A 15,642-nucleotide genomic window follows, 5' to 3' on the forward strand; every position below is an offset into this window, starting at 1 on the left:
ACATGAGCGAGTGTCTATGAAAAGGGGAGCATCCATGGCGGATTCCGTTACCAATACAACATATGTACCTGAACAATATAGCTATAAAAACAAAAAAGAAGCCGATGCGAGCGGCTTGAATTTTGACTCCAACTCTTTCATGAAGCTGTTGATCGAACAGCTGAAAAACCAGGACCCTCTCTCGCCGATGGATAACCAGCAGTTCGTGCAGCAAACATCGCTGATGGCGATGGTAGAGCGGCTGACGAAAATGGAAGAGCTGATGGAAGAGTCCAACAGCAGCTTGCTGAACGTCAAGGAATACGAGGGCTTGATCGGCAAGGATGCGACCTATTCGTGGGAGCAGGAAGTCGATGGCGAACTGACCAAGCAGACCAAAACGGGTGCGATCTCCGCAGTCAAAATGGTCGATGGCAAGGTGCAGTTCCAGATCGACGGCAACTGGGTGACGCGCGACAAAATCACAGGCATCGAATCGAAGTCGGTGACAAGCGGCAGCTTGCTGGACAATACGCTGAAGTATTCTCAACTGATCGGCAAACAGGTGACGTATAAGGAATCGCAATCAACGACAGTGAACGGCCAAACCACGACCACCGATGTGGAGAAAACAGGCGTCGTAAGCGGGATTTCCCTGAAGGACAACCAGGTCGAGCTGACGTTGGACGACAACAAAAAGCTGCCCATGGACAAGGTGACGGGAATGAATGTCCAGGGTGACGTGAATGCCGTCGACAACAATTTGAAGTATGCACAGATGATCGGCTATGGCGTCACCTACCAAGATGTCATCACGAATACGGACGGCTCCTCCTCCACCAACGAGGCGACCTCCACGATCAAGGCGGTCAGCATGAAAAACGGGTTGGTCGAATTCGTCCTGGCAGACGGCAAAAAAGTGAAGCCGTCCCAAATCACCGGATACAGTTTGAGCCCGTCGGTTCCACAAGCGTAGTTTCACTCTGTTTGAACCCTGTAGAGCTTTTTCCCTCAAAAAAAAGCCAACGAATCAGAGGCATCCCCTCTGTCATTCGTTGGCTTTTCGCATTCGTTTCAAGTTATGCCTGGCGCATCGCAGTCAGTTCGTATCCGTAATCGTCCGTTACCCGAACGCCGTACGTCCGCTCCGCTTCCTCGCGCGTAATGTAGCCGTTTTTCACATCATCCGCCACGCGCTGCGGTTCGCGTTGCAGCGGGTCGCCGTAGCCGCCGCCAGAGCCGGTGATGAATCGGGCGATATCGCCTTTTTTCAAAGTGATGCCGCCGACTTTTCCTGTCGGCTCGTGCCATACGCCATCCTTGAACAGCTGAATCGCGTTGCGCGTGCCGCTGTGCCCGCCATTTGCCCCCCACGGGACGAACTGGTGGCGGCCAAAGGAGGCGCTCACCTGCACCTCGTCGCCGACGACGCGGTAATCGCGGATCAAGCCGCTTCCGCCACGGCGTTCACCTGCACCGCCACCGTCCGTATTCAAGGCGAACTGGTCGACGATGATGCCGTAGCGGGCTTCCGCCACCTCGATCGGGATCACATACGTTTCCCCGTCACCGATGCAAAACTGGCCGGATTGCCCGTCTTGCGCCATGCCGGCTCCCCATCCGCCCGCGCTCGGCTCAACCAGGAGGAACAGCTCGTCGGTCTCCGGATGGTTCCCGCTGATGATCAGCGAGCAGACGCTGAGAAAATGGCCTGCCGTCAGCTTGTCCGCCGCAATCGGCATCAACGCTTTCCAGATCAGCTCGCTGACGTACTCATTGCTTTCCCAATAGATCGAGACGGGCGCTGGCCGCTCGGCGGTGAAAATCGTCTTGCGGTCGGTCAGCACGCGGATCGGCCGGAACGCCCCGTCGTTGATCGATTGGGCCGGATTGGTGACGGCGACGAAAACCGTCCGGATCGCCGAGACCAGTCCGGTATACGTGCTGTTGATCGGCCCTTGCACCTGCGGCGGATTGCCACGGAAGTCGCAGATGAATTCATCGTCCGTAATCTCCACTTTGACATGTACCCGAAGCGGTCCGCTGCCCATCCCGTCATCATCGATCCAGTCTTCCGCTTCATAGACGCCGTTTGGCATTTTGCGCAGAGCGGCGCGGGCGATTTCCTCCCCTTGGTCAAGCAGGCGGTTCATACTGTCCAGCACGGTTTGCGCGCCATATTTGTGGCAAATTTCCTTGATCCGCTTTTCCCCGGTGCGCAGTGCCGACACCTGTGCCCACATATCGCCGATGGACAAATCCGGCGTCCGCACGTTCACCTCGATGATGTCGACCAGCGCCTGGTTCAGCACGCCGCGATCAAACAGCTTGATGCAAGGCAGCTGCAGCCCTTCCTGATAAATCTCCGTCGCAAGCGGGGTCCAGCTGCCCGGCGCCATGCCGCCGATCTCGGTCCAGTGCGCTTTGTTCGCCGAGAAGGCAACCAGTTGGCCTTCGTAAAAAATCGGCATCACCAGCGCGACGTCGCTCAAATGAGAGCCGCCGCCGCTGTACGGCGTATTCGTCATGATCAAATCGCCGGGATGCAGGTTATCCCGGAACTTTTCCAGCGTATCCTTCACCGCGAACGTCAGGTTGCCCAAAAAGCCGGTGATGCCGTTTCCCTGCGTCAGCAGATCGCCTTGCGCATTGGTCAGCCCGGTCGCGTAATCAAGCACCTCATAAATGATCGGGCTTTTGCTCGTGCGCTGCAGTGCGTAAAACATTTCATCGCTGATCGCGATCAGCTTGTCTTTGACAATTTCCAGTGTAAACAGGTCTGTGACCGTACGCGTCATGTCTATTCCGCTCCTTCCACAATCAGGTTGCCATACCGATCTACCCAGCAGCGCTGATCCGGGTAAATGACAGATGATGAGGAAGGCTCCTCGACGATCGCCGGACCGGCAAAACGCTCGCCCGCTGCCAGCAGGTCACGCTGATACACCGGAATTTGCTGCCAGCCGAACTCGTCCAAATGAACGCGTCTGTTCTCGACAATCGCCTGCTCGACTGTACCGCCGCCTGTCCATTCGGCGATCTGCGGTTTTTCCAGACGGCCGAAACCGGTCATGTGCAGATTGACGATTTCCATCTCGGAATCCGGCAAACGGTAGGAATAGTGCTGCTCATGCAGCAAGTGGAAACGTTCGCGCAGCTGACTCAGCAGCTCGTCCCAATCAGCGTTTTCCGGTACGGAAACCTTGACGGTATGCTCCTGGCCGGAATAACGCATGTCGACATACAGCGAGAGCGCGATTTGCTCATCCGCTATGCCTTGCTCGGTAAAAGTTGCATGCGCTTCCTGCTTCATTTGCGCCCATTCGGCATTCCACGCATCCGGGGACAGTTCGCCCAAACGGCAGTTGTACGTACGCAGCCAGTCTTTGCGCAAATCGGACAGCAGCATGCCCCAGGCGGAAAATACAGCGGATGCGACCGGCACGATGATACGGCTGATTTGCAGCTCGCGGGCCAGCGCCATCGCGTGCATCGGTCCGCCGCCGCCCATCGCCACCATCGTATACTCGCGCGGGTCATGACCGCGACGGATGGAAATCAGCTTGAGCGCATTGACCATGTTGGCGTTTGCCTTGCGCACGATGCCGAGCGCCGCCTCTTCGATGCTGGTACCGTACGCGTCTGCAATCGGCTTCACAGCTTGGCGCGCCGCTTCGATGTCGGCTTTGATTTCGCCCCCGAGGAAATTCGCCGCATTCAGGCGACCGATGACAAGGTTAGCGTCGGTAGTTGTCGCATTGGTGCCCCCACGGCCGTAGCAAGCCGGTCCCGGCATCGAGCCAGCGCTTTTCGGTCCGACGTGCAGTGCGCCGCCTTCATCGAGCCAGGCGATGGAACCGCCGCCGTTGCCGATTTCGACGATGTCGACGACCGGCACTTTGATCGGATAGCCTGCGGAGCGGTGGTCCCATTCGATTTTGTAGTCGGTCGTAATCGAGATTTCGCCCGATTGAATCAGCGAGCATTTCGCCGTCGTGCCGCCGATGTCGAGCGCAATGACATTTTCATAGCCCAGCAGGCTGCCCAATACCGCCGCTCCGTACATCCCGGCAACCGGGCCGGATTCGACCAGATTGATCGGCGCTTGCTTGGCATGTGCAAACGTGGTGATCCCGCCGTTTGACTGCATGATCGTTTTGCGTCCGGTCGCCCCGTTTTCAATCAGATGCTTTTCAAGCTTGTCCAAATAATTGGCGGTGAGCGGCATCACGTAGCTGTTCAAAATCGCCGTATTGGTCCGCTCGTACTCGCGCCACTCCTTGGTGATTTCGTGCGAAGCCGTCACGGCCGCTTCCGGCCAGACCTGCTTGATGTAGCTTGCGATCGCTTGCTCATGGATGGGATTTTTGTACGCATGAATCAGGCAGATCGCAATCGCCGTCACGTTTTGCGCACGAAAATGCGCGATGATCGCATCCAGCTCCGCGATATTCAGCTCTTGCAGCACTTCTCCTTTATGGTTCAAACGTTCGTGGACTTCCAGACGCAGATGGCGCGGTACGAATGGCACCGGCTTTTTAAAGGAAAGATTGAACAAGTCCGGGCGATTGCCACGGCCGATCTCCAGCACGTCGCGGAAGCCTTTGGTCGTAATCAGGCCGGTCACCGCGCCTTTGCGCTCGGTCAACGCGTTGATCACCACGGTGGAACCGTGTACGAAAAAGTCGATCTCCTCGCCGCTGATGCCCGCCTTTTTGATGACAGTAAGCACACCTTGCTCAAAATGTGGCGGGGTCGTGTCTGATTTGACCATGCCGACCTGGCCGGTTTTTTCATCCAGATAGACAAGATCGGTAAACGTTCCGCCAATATCTACTGCTACTCTCATATCCGCTTACCTCCCCTTCACGTCTGCGTACGTGTGACGTGGCATCCCGATATATTCCGGACCAAAGATGGACAGGCCGCGGTCGCTTTCCCATGCGGCGGGCGCCGGGAAGGTAATGACCGCCACCTCCATGCCTGGCTGGCAATCAGGATTCAGGATCGGCATGCCGGTCTTGCCGTCGACGATCGCAATCAGCTCGGGGATGATGGAGAGCAGCTTGCCGCCGCGCTTGGCGGTCATATGCTCGTTGCGATACCAGAGCGCAAGCGGTTCCTGGTCAGCTACCCCAGCTTGCGGATCGATCAGCACGTTCCCTTCGGTAAAGCCTTTCACGTCCTGCCAATCCGCTTCACGGACGATCCCTTTCATCAAAAGCTGTCCGCCGCCAGCTGCGACGATCGCTTCGATCGGGTCGCGCCCTTCTTCATTGGCGAGGCGCATCGCGCGTCCGACCCGTTCAGCTTGGGTTAGCGTGCCTTTGATGACCGATTGCTTCAATCGTTTTCCATCGACTGGATGATCGCAGACACCTGCGAGATTGCCGCACTGGATGGCGAATCCGCGCGCGATCATTTCGGCGTGCGAGTGATCCACGACATTGGTGACGATCATCGTATCGCCATAGCGGTTGGACAAGGCGAATGGCGCAATCGATACGCCGAACACATTGAACGTCGTATGCGCCAGATCAGGCACGGCGCGACCGGCCGGATCGGCATCCACCAGCGGAATGCCGATGCTTGCCGCCGTTTCCATCGCGCAAGCCGTATTGCCTCCCAGCTCTGTCGCCATCACGGCCTGGATCGGTTTGCCGAGGTATTTTTCCAAGGCCCGATAAGCCAATGTCGGCACTTCCTCCGGCATGACCGGCAAATGGGCGAAGCGCTTGACGATCTCCTCCGCCCGCGGCGATACCGAGCCGACGTAATACGGCGACGCGACCATCCAGTCGTCGCCGACCTCATCGAGCGAAACAAGCTCGACTTTTTTCCCTTGCGCGTACATGTTGCGGACAACTTCAAGCGCTTCCGTCAGGCTTCCGCCTCCGCCTGTACCGTAAATGCACGCGCCGTGCAGCATATCTTCCAACTCTTGCAGAGTGATTGTTCTCATCGTTATGTGGTCCCCCTTTTATCCGCAGGCGACCTGACAGCGAACCCAATGTCCCGGCTTCACTTCCAGCAGCTGCTGCGGTGTCGTTTGACAAGTGTCCATCCTCTGTGGACAACGCGTAGCAAAACGGCAGCCTGCTGGCGGATTCACCGCCTTGGGCATCTCCCCTTCGAAAAAGGAGAGCGCAAACTCGGTTTCATCAATGCTCGGCAGCGACTGTAGCAGCAGCTGCGTATAAGGGTGCAGCGGATTTTTGAAAATCGATGCCGCATCGCCCATTTCGACGATTTGCCCCAGATACATAACGGCCATCCGGGTGCACATGTGTTTAATCACGCTTAAATCATGGGACACAAGCAAATACGTCAGGTTTTTTTGCTCCTGCAAGTCTTTCAGCAGATTGAGAATCTGCGCCTGCACGGACATGTCGAGCGCCGATGTCGGCTCATCGAGAATGACCATCCGCGGATCAAGCGCGATCGCCCGCGCGATGCCGACACGCTGCCGCTGCCCGCCGCTCAGCTGGTGCGGGAACCGTTTGGCAAAATCGCCCGGCAACCCCACCTGCTCAAGCAGTTCGCGGGCCTTCGCCTCGCGCTCCGTCTTTGTCAGCTTGGTATGAGTGACGAGCGGCTCCTCTATGATGGCGCCGATCTTCATCTTCGGGTTGATCGACCAGAACGGGTCCTGGAACACCATCTGGATATGCTTGCTGTTTTCACGAGCTTCCCGCTTGCCCATCGCAAACAGGTCCTGCCCTTCAAAGCGAACCGTCCCTGCGGTTGGGCGGTACAACTGCAGCAGCGTGCGGGACAAGGTGCTCTTGCCGCAGCCCGACTCGCCGACCAGCCCGAAGCATTCGCCGGGTTGCAGCGAGAAACTGACATCATCGACGGCATGCACCGTCTGCTTGTCGCCCAGCCAGCCTGTGCGAACGGTAAAAAACTTGCTCAGTTGCTCCACTTCCAAAATCGGTGTCGTCATCGGTTTCCTTTCACCTCGCCTCTTCCAGCGGTTCAAAACAAGCTGCTTCATGCCAATCGCCGACGGCTGCAAGCGGCGGCACCGCTTGACGGCATTGGTCGGTCACGCGCGGGCAACGGTTGGCAAAGCGGCACCCGCCCCCTACTTCCGCCGGGCTCAGCACCCGTCCGCCGATTACCGGCAGTCGGTCGCGTTCTTCACTGATGCGCGGAATCGCGTCCAGCAGCATGCGCGTGTACGGATGACGCGGCGAGCGGAATACGTCCTGCGTCCGACCCGTCTCCACGATCCGGCCCGCATACATCACGGCGATCCGATCTGCCATCTTGGCGACGACGCCCAGATTGTGCGTGATGAACAGCACGGATGTGCCTTTTTCTTTTTTCAACTTATCGATCAAAAACAAAATCTGCGATTGAATCGTTACGTCCAAAGCGGTCGTCGGCTCGTCGGCGATCAGCAGCTTCGGCTCGCACACCATCGCCATCGCGATCATGACGCGCTGCCGTTGCCCGCCGCTCAGCTCATGCGGATAGCGGTTCAGCATCCGGGCCGGATCGGGCAGCCCGACGAATTTCAGCGCCTGAATCGCGCGTTCGCGTGCTTCTTTCGCCGAAACGCCGGTATGCGTGCGGATCACATCGATAATCGGGGCGCCGATACGGAACACCGGGTTGAGCGAACTCATCGGGTCCTGGAAAATCATCGTGATCTCTTTTCCGCGAAGGTGGTCAAGCTGCTTGCGCGAGCATGTCAACAGATCGATCCCTTCGAACGTGATGCTGCCGCTGCCGATGTACGCCTTTTGCGTCGGAAACAGCTGCATGATCGACGAGGCCGTCATCGATTTGCCCGAGCCGGTCTCCCCGACCAGCGCAACCAACTCGCCCTCATGAAGCGTCAGATGCTCCAAGTCCAGAGCCGTGATCTCCTGGGTGTGCGTCTTGATGCGCACCTGGACGTCTTTCATGTTCAGCAATTGCTTCATTTCGTCCTCCCCCTCCTCACTGGTCTCTGGTTTTCGGATCGAGATAATCCCGCAATCCGTCACCCAAAAAGTTAAATGCCATGACCGTCACCAAAATGAACAAGCCCGGGAAGGTGACATACCACCAGCTGGTCAGGAAAAAGTTGCGCCCGGTGCTGATCATCAATCCCCATTCCGGTGTTGGCGCCTGCGCACCAAGGCCCAAAAAGCTGAGCGAGGCAGCGGTCAAAATGATGGCGCCAAAATCCATCGATGCCTGCACGATAATCGGCGACAGGCTGTTCGGCAGCACGTGGCGCAAAATGATGCGCACAGGCGACACGCCCATCGATTTCGCCGCTTCGACGAACCCGCGCTCCTTCACCGAGATCGCCTGGCTGCGAATCAGACGCGTATACCATGGCCACCACGACAGCGCGATGGCGATCATCATGTTCGAGATGGATGGCCCGAGCAGCGCCACAATCGCAATCGCCAGCAAAAGCGACGGGAAGCTGAGAAAAATATCGCAGACACGCATGATGACCTCGTCGACCCAGCGCCCGAAATAACCGGCGATCAGCCCGAGCGGCACACCGATCAGCATGGACAGCGAAATCGCGAGCAGCCCGATCTCAAATGAAATCCGCGTGCCGTACATGACGCGTGAAAAAATGTCCCGGCCCATCTCATCGGTTCCGAAGAAATGGTCCCCCGATGGCGCGAGCAGCTTTTGCTCAAGATGGACTTCCTGTTGAATATCTTGCGGATACGGCAGCAGGAGCGGACCGATGAGCGCGACAACCAGCAGGATCGCAATGATCACGACGCCGGTCAGCGCCAGTTTGTTCGTTTTCAGAAACGTTATCATCCAGATCCCTCCTTACGCTGTCTCGCCCAGCTTGATCCGTGGATCGAGCAGAACCAGCAAGATGTCGACGAGCAAATTGACCAAAATATACGAAATGGTAACGAGCAGCGTAATGCCCATCACCGCCGGATAATCCGATGAAAGGATCGCCTGGGATGCGTACATGCCGAGTCCCGGCCAGCTGAACACCGCTTCGATTAGAAACGTACTTGTCAGCGCATAGGCAAACGTCAGACCCAAGGACGTGACGGTCGGCGACATCGCATTTTTCAGCGCATAAAGAAACACGCGTTTCCGGCGCGACACCCCGTAAGCTTGCAGCACGCGCATATATTCCTCTCCCATGACCTCGACCATCGATGAACGAATCATCCGGGTAACAAGACCAATCGGGTACGCGGCCATCGCAATCGCGGGCAAGATCAAATGAAGCAAGGCGTCGGTGAAAAAGTCCCAATTACCCTGTAGCAAGGAGTCAAGCAGATACGACCCGGTTTTCTCCTCGATCGGGTACAGCAGCGCCACATCCGTGCTGACGCGTTCGCCAAGCGGCAGCCAGCCCAGCGTTTTGAAGAACACGAGCTGCAAAATCAAGGCGAGCCAGAACGTCGGAATCGAGACGCCGCCGATGCTGAAGCCGCGGCTCAAATGATCGACCCATGATTCCTTTTTGACGGCGGAAATCACTCCGAGCGGAATGCCCACGATAATCGCGATCAGCATCCCGGCAAAAATCAGCTCCAGGCTGGAGGGAAGAAACGTGAGCAGTTCATCCAAAATCGGCTGGTGCGTGCGGATAGACTTGCCCCAATCCCCCGTCACCAAGCCTTTCATGTACGTTGCGTATTGCACGTAAAGCGGTTGATCCAAACCAAGCTCGATTTTCGCCGCCTGGATTTGTTCTGCTGTCGCATGTGCTCCCACCCAGCGTGCAGCCGGCTCTGACGGAATGACGCGAGCGATAAAAAACGTTATCAGGGACACCCCCACCAGGACCAGAAGTCCCAGCAGGAGGCGTCGGATGATGAAGCGAACCATCAGCGATCACACCTTTATTCTCGATAGGTATCGTAGAAGAACACGACGTTCGGATAGGCAGGGTTGTCGATATAACCTTTGAACTTGGCGGAACGCACGCGCACATACTCGACATCGTAGACAGAGAGTCCAGGCACTTGGTCAATCAAAATTTCCTGTGCTTGCTTGTACAGCGCGATGGCTTTGTTACGGTCTACACCAGCTACTTTCTTCGCTTCCTCAATCAGCTTGTCGTAGTCCGGGTTGTTGTAATATGCCAGGTTGAACACGATGTCTTTTTCAGAGCCGTACAGGTTTTTCATGAAGCTGTATGGGTCGGCATAGTCAGCCCACCAGTACATCAACAGGATGTCTTGGCGCTTCGCCGGGTCTTGCGCCTTCGCGAGATCCCATTGCGCCTCCCACAGCATGCTTTTCAGTTCCACATCAAAGCCGATTTTGCCCAGCTCCACCTTCAAAAGCTCGGAGATGCGGCGCTCGAACTCGTCGCCGGACAGATAGGTCAAGGTCAGCTTGCCGCCGGTGACACCCGCTTCCTTCAACAGCGCCTTGGCTTTCTCGGGATCATACTTGTATTGCTTCAAAGAAGCGTCATAGCCCCACAGACCTTTCGGAATGTTTCCGCGCGATTGCTCGCCCGTGCCCACGAGGATGTCTTTGACGATAGAATCATACGGAATCGCGTAAGCCAGCGCCTGGCGTACCTTCGGATTGTTGAGCGGCGCTTTTTGCGTGTTGAATTGCATGATCAGCTGCTGGAAGCTGCTCGTCTGATCGACGGCGATGTCACCGTTCAGCTTCATGGACTCGACCATTTCAATCGGCATTTGGTCGGTGAAGTCCATTTTGCCCGCTTCCATCATTTGTTGGCGCGTATTGGCTTCCGGCGTGGTCTTGAAAACGACTTTCTGGAAGTTGTTCGTCTTCCAGCCTTTCCAATATTCAGGATAGTCGGTCAAAATCAGCTCGCTGCCTTTTGTCCATTTTTGCACCGTATACGGACCGGAGCCCACGTCATGCCCTTCGTTGACCCATTGTTCGCCGTTTTTATCCAATGCGTCGGCATCAAAGATGAAGGCGGCATACCCGGAGGAAACAACGGTATCCAGCGGAGCGGAATATTTCAGCTTGAACTCGACGGTATCTTCATCCACGACATTGATTTTGTCCACGGAATCCCAGATGAAGGCAGCCCCTTTGCCGCGTTTGATCGTGCGCTCGATTGATTTTTTCACGCTTTCGGCCGTCATCGGCGCGCCTGTGTGGAATTTCACGTTTTTGCGCAAATCAAAGGTCCAGGTCAGACCGTCCTTGGAAACGGTGTAGTTCTCAGCCAACTCTTTGTCGAACGCTTTTGTTTTCGGATTGTAGCGCAAGAGCGTTTCGTACATATTGTTCATCGCGATAATTTCGTTGGAATAGCTGTCGCTCGGGTCCCAGAACGTCATCGTATCGTCGTGGTAGCCATAGACGGCGATGCCGCCCTTCGGTTCCCCACCTGCTGCAGCCCCGTTTTCCGCAGGTGCGGCCGATCCGTTTTGGCCGCCTTCTGTTTGAGGTGCCTTTTGGCTGCTGCAAGCCGTCAACGCTGCGATCAGACCGATCATCAGGCCGGTTTTTAGTACCTTTTTCATCTGATTGCTCCCCTTTTTTCTTTATTGTCTATACCGAAAGCTCGCCCACAGCCTTCACCCGAATGCGCACGGCATTGCCAGGCAAGTATGCAAGCGGCACTTCCTCCACATCCACGATCTCTACGCTCTGTTCGCCCGCGCCGGCTGCGACTGCTTCGCGGATCGCGGTTTCTTTCGCGTCCGCCAGCGCGTTGTCACGGCCCCAATCGGTCAGCGAGTAAATTTTTTCGATCTGTCCGCTCACCTGGGCGATCGTGACGCCGATCGCATTGGCGACATCAAAGTTGGCAGGGCGGATCACCCTGGACACCCCGGCCATCTCATCCGGCAACAGGATGCTGCCGCCGCCGACGAGAATCGCCGGAACAGGGTCAGCGGAAGTTTTCATCTTGTCGATCGCTTCTTCCACCAGCTCGATCATCCGTTTGTACGCCGCGTCTACATCCTGCTTCGGCAAATGGTCCACCTTGGCGGCATCGCCGAGCGACGCTTGTCCGGCAGCGACGGCGATATCCGTGGCAGTCAAGGTGTCCCCGCCGAAAATCAGCCCTTTTTGCGGCAGCTGATAGCCTACGCTGTCCGGCCCTACTTGCACATCTTTGCCCAGCTCGCGAATGCGCGTGCCGCCGCCTAAGCCAAATGAGAGCAAGTCCGGCATGCGGAAGTTGGTGCGCACGCCGCCGATTTCCGCCACCAGTGACGACTCGCGCGGGAAGCCTTGCACCAGCACGCCGATGTCTGTCGTCGTGCCCCCGACGTCGATGACCAGCGCGTTTTGCTCATTGGTCAAATAGGACGCGCCGCGAATGCTGTTGGTCGGACCGGATGCGATGGTCAGCACCGGGAAGCGCAGCGCATATGACGAGCGCATCAGCGTGCCGTCGTTTTGGCTGAGGAAAATTTGCGCATGCTCGATGCCGTTCTCCGCAAGCGAGCTTTCAAACCCGTCGACCATTCGCTTCGCCGCTTCTACCAGCGATGCGTTGAGAATCGTCGCGTTTTCGCGCTCCAACAGACCGATGCTGCCGATTTCGTAGGAGAGCGAGAAATGGACGCCTTCGCCCAGCTCTTCTGCGAGGATTTCCTTGGCGCGCAGCTCATCTTCCGTATCGACCGGCGAGTTCACCGCAGTAATGGCTACCGCCGCCACTTTCCCTTTCCACTCGCGACCGGCGCGGCGTATTTCCGCTTCGTCCAGCGCAGCAATCCGCTGACCGTCGAATTCATGTCCGCCGCTGACAATGACGCTGCCGACAAACACGGTGTTTTTCAAATCGTCCGGCCAGCCGGTAAATGGCGGAATCGCCAGCGTAGCCGGCGCGCCGATCCGCACGACCCCGATGCGGGACAAGCCGTGCCGCTCGACAATCGCGTTGGTGCAATGCGTGGTGCCAAGCATCGCATGCGTGACCTGCGCCGGGTCGATGCCGCTTTGCTGCATGCAGGCGGCAATCGCCTTTTGGATGCCTGTCCCGATGTCAGGGGTCGTCGCTGATTTGGTCTTCGCCACCATGTTGCTGTTTTGATCCAAAATCACGGCGTCGGTATGAGTCCCTCCGACGTCGATTCCAATCCGATACGTCATCACTAAGTCCTCCTTATACCGATAGCGGGGTGTAGTCTATGTCATAGCCGAAATAGCGCGGGCCAGCTACCTGAATCCCTTTTTCCGTCCGCCATTTCGGATCGCACGGAATGGCGATCAACGCCACGCGGCTGCCATAGCGCAGCACCTCCGTGGTAATCGGGAAGCCTGTCTCCAGATCGAGCGCGGTGATCAAATCCGGGGTCGTCGTCACGATCTCGTCGTCGACTTTTGCCACCAGGAATTCGTTTTGAAAGCCGATCATCGCCCGTTTGCCCTGGTAGGAATTGATTCCTTCAAAATACGCTTCCCCTTTGGTGAAGCCGCCCGTATTGCGGCGCAGCAGATTGCTGATCTTGCCTTCAAACAGCAGCTTTCCGCCCAGCACATCGAGCAGCGCCGTGATCGGATTCTGGTTTTGACGGCGCAGGCTGTGCACCTTCTCGCCGATGTTTTCCGCGAGCGTCAGCGTGTTGTGGATGCCGGACGCTTTCAAATCGCGGCCTTGCATCAAGTAATCGCAGGTCATTACCGAACCGCCCATCGCGATCAGCGCCGCGCGGCCGATTCGCTCGTTCCAGATGCTCTCTATGCCGTTTACGATCAGCGTGTTGCCTTTTTCATCCGCAATCGACATCGGCGCGGACTGCTTGCCTGCCAGATGGAAAGTCACCATCTGCGCTTCCGGAAAAGCCCGTCCCATCCCGTCGATGTCCACGACCGGCAATCCGGTCATCGCGCCGAGCACGATCGGAACAACCGAGTTGACGCCTCCGACCTCGATCGGATAAAGCGCTTTGATCTCTTTCTGGCTGTAATCGCGGATCGCTTCAAATGCGCGGATCACCTCGGTGCCGCTCGGGATTTTTTCGATCATGACCGATGGCGCTCCCATCATCGACGCCGCAACCGTCCAATCGTCATCTCCTACCTCATCGGGGGACAGCAGTGTCACCGGTCCGTATTTTTCGATCGCTGCCATCGCCATCAGCTTGCCTACGTATGGGTCGCCCCCGCCGCCTGTTCCCAGCACGGCCGCTCCCATCGCGATATTTTCCAAATTGTGCATGTCGATCATGCGCACAGCCATCCCTCCTGAATGTATACCAATCTCACTTTTATAGCTGAAGCTCGCCCGTCGCCTTGACGCGCAGACGGATGACCTCGCCTTTGTAGTAGTCGAACGGGATTTCCTCTACTTGCACCAGCCGGATCGAATCCTTCACGCCCCCGCTTCGCTCCACCTCGACCAACGCTTCCCGCGTCAATTCATCGACGATCTCTTCCTTGGTCCGGTCGTTCAGCCAATAGATCCGGTCAATCTGCCAGCTGACCGGCGCCATGCACGCCCCGACCGCATTGCAAATTTGAAAGCCGGGCGGATGGATCGTCTCCCCGTACTTGTAAAACAGCCGATCGACCAAAAGCGGGCTGCCCCCGCCGACCAGCACAATCGGCAGCCGCTCCTTCACCGGCTGGACCCGGTCAATGGTCTCCCGCAGCGTATCGATCACATGCTTGATCACGTGCTCCGCTTCCTCCCGCTCCAGCTGCGGAACGTCCGCTCCCGGCTGGCGGCGGGGCAAATACGTGTGCGGGTAAAGTTGTAAAAACACATCCGTCAGCCTGTGCTCCCGCTGCGGCAGCCCGTCGATCGTGTAGATCGGGCTTTCACCGCCAAACGCAAGCGAGGTGGCCTTCGGCAAGCGAACATTCACATGGATGCCGAGCAGTTTTGAATTGCGCGTCAACTCCTGCGGCTCGCCGCCCAGTACCAGCCCGACCTCGGTGGTACTTCCCCCCATGTCGACGACGACACAATCGTCGAGCCCGGTCAAAAACGAAGCGCCACGCAAGCTGTTGGCGACGCCGGACCCAATCGTCATGATCGGGTAAGCCCGCGCCTTCTCCAGCGACATGAGCGATCCGTCATTTTGCACGAACCAGTACGGACAGCGGAAGCCCAGCTCGGAGAACAGCGCGGAAAGCCCGCCGATGGCTTTTTCCATCACATTGGAGAGCATCGCGTTGAGCAACGCTGCATTTTCCCGCTGCAAAAAGCCGATGCTGCCGACTGAATGGGAAAGCGTTACCGACATCTCCGGGAGAGCCCGGTTGATCAATGCCGCCAGCTCACTCTCTTCCTCATGGTGAAGGGAGGAAAACGTGCTGACGATGGCAACCGCCCCGCAGCCGCTCTCTTTCAGCCGTTCGATCAGATTGCCAATTTTTCCAGAAAAATCAATCTTATTTCGCCGGGACCCGTCCAGCTCCACCCCGCCGGCCAAATGCTCGACCAGCTTGATGTGCCGGGCGATTCCTTCCGGCCAGCCGATTCCCGGCTTCATCCGCGAAGGATTGGGGCAAATCCGCACCAGCGCGGTATCGGTTAGGCCCCGCCCTTGATACAGGGCGTTGAGCATTTGCGTCGTGCCGACAAAAATGCCCTGGATCCGCTCGGGCGAATAGCCTGTTTCCACAAGCACACCCGCTGCGGTCTGCCGGATGCCGGTCAAAATATCCGGTGTTGTCGCCTGCTTTGCCTGGCCGAGCAAGCGCCCTTCCTTGGACAAAATCACGGCATCTGTATTGGTCCCGCCTACATCAATTCCCAGCTTCATC

General features: G+C 57.3%; 12 protein-coding genes. 1 reads left to right on the forward strand and 11 read right to left on the reverse strand.

Features of this window, described 5'->3' with window-relative positions:
- The first annotated feature begins 34 nt into the window (after nt 1–34).
- Nucleotides 35–955 (forward strand): flagellar hook assembly protein FlgD, encoded by a 921-nt coding sequence (locus ACTID9_RS26710; RefSeq protein WP_441068367.1) that lies wholly within the window; start codon nt 35–37, stop codon nt 953–955.
- 103 nt (nt 956–1,058) lie between these two features.
- Here the strand turns inward: ACTID9_RS26710 and ACTID9_RS26715 are convergent, their stop codons facing one another.
- The 11 genes from ACTID9_RS26715 to ACTID9_RS26765 are packed head-to-tail and all read right to left on the reverse strand — an operon-like array spanning nt 1,059 to nt 15,641.
- Complete coding sequence (locus ACTID9_RS26715; protein WP_441068369.1) at nt 1,059–2,777, reverse strand: hydantoinase B/oxoprolinase family protein; 1,719 nt, start codon at nt 2,775–2,777, stop codon at nt 1,059–1,061.
- A 2-nt stretch (nt 2,778–2,779) separates the two neighbouring features.
- Entirely contained in the window at nt 2,780–4,828 is a 2,049-nt protein-coding gene (locus ACTID9_RS26720; RefSeq protein WP_441068371.1) for a hydantoinase/oxoprolinase family protein, read from the reverse strand.
- Between the two features lie 6 nt (nt 4,829–4,834).
- A complete protein-coding gene (locus tag ACTID9_RS26725; protein ID WP_441068373.1) occupies nt 4,835–5,941 on the reverse strand; it encodes a DUF917 domain-containing protein in 1,107 nt (368 codons plus the stop codon).
- A gap of 18 nt (nt 5,942–5,959) precedes the next feature.
- Nucleotides 5,960–6,925, reverse strand: a complete 966-nt coding sequence (locus tag ACTID9_RS26730; protein ID WP_441068375.1) for an ABC transporter ATP-binding protein — start codon at nt 6,923–6,925, stop codon at nt 5,960–5,962.
- Nucleotides 6,926–6,935: 10 nt separating this feature from the next.
- Nucleotides 6,936–7,913 carry an ABC transporter ATP-binding protein gene (locus ACTID9_RS26735; RefSeq protein ID WP_441068377.1) on the reverse strand — a complete coding sequence of 326 codons (978 nt, stop codon included), beginning with the start codon at nt 7,911–7,913 and terminating at the stop codon, nt 6,936–6,938.
- A 16-nt stretch (nt 7,914–7,929) separates the two neighbouring features.
- On the reverse strand, nt 7,930–8,763 hold the full coding sequence (gene nikC / locus ACTID9_RS26740; protein ID WP_354094520.1) for a nickel transporter permease: 834 nt from the start codon (nt 8,761–8,763) through the stop codon (nt 7,930–7,932).
- Between the two features lie 12 nt (nt 8,764–8,775).
- Nucleotides 8,776–9,801: an ABC transporter permease gene (locus ACTID9_RS26745; protein ID WP_441068379.1), complete on the reverse strand. Its 1,026-nt coding sequence runs from the start codon at nt 9,799–9,801 to the stop codon at nt 8,776–8,778.
- Nucleotides 9,802–9,815: 14 nt separating this feature from the next.
- A complete protein-coding gene (locus ACTID9_RS26750; protein ID WP_441068381.1) occupies nt 9,816–11,435 on the reverse strand; it encodes an ABC transporter substrate-binding protein in 1,620 nt (539 codons plus the stop codon).
- Between the two features lie 28 nt (nt 11,436–11,463).
- Entirely contained in the window at nt 11,464–13,020 is a 1,557-nt protein-coding gene (locus ACTID9_RS26755; RefSeq protein ID WP_441068383.1) for a hydantoinase/oxoprolinase N-terminal domain-containing protein, read from the reverse strand.
- Nucleotides 13,021–13,033: 13 nt separating this feature from the next.
- On the reverse strand, nt 13,034–14,098 hold the full coding sequence (locus tag ACTID9_RS26760) for a DUF917 domain-containing protein (protein WP_441072741.1): 1,065 nt from the start codon (nt 14,096–14,098) through the stop codon (nt 13,034–13,036).
- A gap of 40 nt (nt 14,099–14,138) precedes the next feature.
- Nucleotides 14,139–15,641, reverse strand: coding sequence for a hydantoinase/oxoprolinase N-terminal domain-containing protein (locus ACTID9_RS26765; RefSeq protein ID WP_441068385.1), 1,503 nt, complete (start codon nt 15,639–15,641; stop codon nt 14,139–14,141).
- Between the last annotated feature and the right edge of the window lies 1 nt (nt 15,642).

The sequence above is a fragment of the Brevibacillus fluminis genome, assembly GCF_052072235.1.
GTDB classification, from domain to species: domain Bacteria; phylum Bacillota; class Bacilli; order Brevibacillales; family Brevibacillaceae; genus Brevibacillus_D; species Brevibacillus_D fluminis_A.